The 2,197-nt window shown below is 41.6% G+C and carries 3 protein-coding genes; 1 reads left to right on the top strand and 2 read right to left on the bottom strand.

The window, feature by feature from the left end:
• Nucleotides 1-370: 370 nt before the first annotated feature.
• Nucleotides 371-505: a hypothetical protein gene (locus ACUVJL_RS37320; RefSeq protein ID WP_445250422.1), complete on the top strand. Its 135-nt coding sequence runs from the start codon at nucleotides 371-373 to the stop codon at nucleotides 503-505.
• A 235-nt stretch (nucleotides 506-740) separates the two neighbouring features.
• Here ACUVJL_RS37320 and ACUVJL_RS37315 read toward each other — a convergent pair whose 3' ends face one another.
• Together ACUVJL_RS37315 and ACUVJL_RS37310 are read right to left on the bottom strand one after the other, a co-directional pair.
• The gene (locus ACUVJL_RS37315; RefSeq protein WP_445250421.1) at nucleotides 741-1,772 is read right to left on the bottom strand and encodes a ricin-type beta-trefoil lectin domain protein; all 1,032 of its coding nucleotides are present in this window, start codon (nucleotides 1,770-1,772) and stop codon (nucleotides 741-743) included.
• A gap of 31 nt (nucleotides 1,773-1,803) precedes the next feature.
• Nucleotides 1,804-2,163 carry a hypothetical protein gene (locus tag ACUVJL_RS37310; RefSeq protein WP_445250420.1) on the bottom strand — a complete coding sequence of 120 codons (360 nt, stop codon included), beginning with the start codon at nucleotides 2,161-2,163 and terminating at the stop codon, nucleotides 1,804-1,806.
• Between the last annotated feature and the right edge of the window lie 34 nt (nucleotides 2,164-2,197).

Raw genomic sequence — 2,197 nt, 5'->3', positions numbered from 1 at the left:
CTGTGCAAGCTAGTTTGAATCGTAGCTTTAGCCTTTTATCTACGTAAACGCTTAGTTCAGCCATTTCAGGTGGAATTTTTTTAGCCATGTCTCTCATACGCGCATACCTGTATTCTCGCATCTGGCGAGGGGGCGGTTTACGGCGTGGTGACATGACTACGTATGGCGCGGTTGCGCGATATACGTTTTCATACCTACATAGCCAAAAAACGGCAACCCCACCGCATTAAGAAATGTTGTTGCCGGAACACCGCAAAAGTCATCGCTACGAGATTGTTTCAACGCGCTGTCACTGTCCGTTTCCCCGGTTAGCACATTAATATTTTTTTAAGCCAAAATATAGTAGCGCTCTTGCATAGAAGCAGTAACTATGAGCATTAACCTAGACCAGCCGGACTTCCGACGATTGACCAGTATTGTTCAGAATTTACCTGACTTTGCTAATGTGCGCGGTGTAGCTTATCCTAAAACTTCGCCTCAGTTGTCTTTACCTGCGGTTAAGTAGTTGGATTGGGCGTTTTTTTGACCGCAGATATTAGCAGATAAACACAGATGAACGCAGATGGAATTCCGTCTGCGTTTATCTGTTTAGGTAGGTGCGTCCGCTACGATTATTTTCGATTGAAACTAACAATCTCATCGCTGACGCACCCTACCCAACCTCTTGGAATGTCCCTAGGATTGAGGGTGATCGCGAATTAATTTCAAATAAAGGGTGATCGCACTTTTTTCCCAATAAACTATGGTCTGGTTAAACCACGTTTGAAATAATCGTTACCACCAGGGAGATTGGGTAAATCTCCTACCCCTCGTAATTGGAATCCATATTGAGAAGTTAAAGGAACTGATCTTCCAACCCCGCATCCAGCAGTGTTTCTAGCCTCTAAATGAATATGCGAAAAACCACCATTCTTAGGATTAGCAATGGAAGTTTTTCCTAAAACTTGACCTGCATTTACTCTTTGACCATTAGCAACTGTGCGATTGAAATGACCAATTAAAAGACTATGACTATTGTCAATTGAAAGACAAACTAAATCACTATTTACATAAGAAATAGTGCCAGATGCTGGAGCAAGAACATCATAGTTAGCCGATTTACTGAAACTTCTTCCATCACTAGGGTAGCAAGCTGTAGCACCAAAATCTTGATTGCTGACTGTTAAATCTAACGCATAGGAATTGGTGTGTGTAGGATTACCTTGATACCCTTGACAAACATACCAAGTTTGACCTCGACCAAAAGGTAAATCAATGTTACCGCTTACACTATTACCACTACTTTTCCAACGCTGGTTCGCATTATTAGCATCGCAGGTAATTAGATGAACCCTGCCAGTATTAGTACGAGTTGGAGAGTCAACACATAAATTAGTTCCATTGCGGCGGATTAAAAACTCCCCACTAGGAATATTCACTAAATTCCAGTTTTGATCGGGGTCGGAAGCGTTGCAATTCCACACATTCATTTCCGCATTATTGGAAAGATAATGAGCATTTAAGCACTTGCCTGTTGAACCGTGACGCAACAGTATACTATTGCTACTGCTACCCGACAAACGATCGAATTGTTGGTCAGGGTCGTTGATGTTATGTTGATAAAGAGACATCCGAGGAGTCCCGTCAATCAACCGAAAAGAGTTGTTTGTATTCAGTGCATATCCGCCATTAACTTGAAAAGTTTCCGCTGCTTGAGCTGCTTGTGCCGTAAAAGCTATAGAAACACTAGCAATGGCGATCGCAGTAATTTTTTGAAGTTTCTGGAAATTCACGATCCGACTCCTTTAATGATGAGTGATTTAATCAATTGCGGGCTGGAATATTCCAGCCCATTTTTCTAGCAGTATCAGAGCTGAAACAGGCAAAATCTCCACTTTTTTCGCGACAGACTTGGGAATTAAACCAATAAGGCTGACTCCATTTATCCCATTTAATATTGGCAGTAGCATTGATTGTTTTTGGTCTAGTCTCTGAGTCTAAATCAACTGGCTCTCCACCTCCTGCTTGGGCTTTTTTACCTAAAAACAAAAGAGCTAATTGCAGAGTTATTAGAAGTGTCAATCGCCACCAAATATTTTTTGCTGGGGTTGACATTTTGTGGGAGCGATTGAATTTTTGCTTTACGAGGAACACAGCATCTAATTCAACGTCAGGAATAGCCATGATTGTTGTCCTCTAATAGTAGAGACAAAGTGTG

It is taken from the genome of Microcoleus sp. OTE_8_concoct_300, assembly GCF_031383065.1.
GTDB lineage: Bacteria > Cyanobacteriota > Cyanobacteriia > Cyanobacteriales > Microcoleaceae > Microcoleus.
Note: the sequence above shows the minus strand (reverse complement) of the source record. Positions and strands in the feature narration are given on the sequence as shown.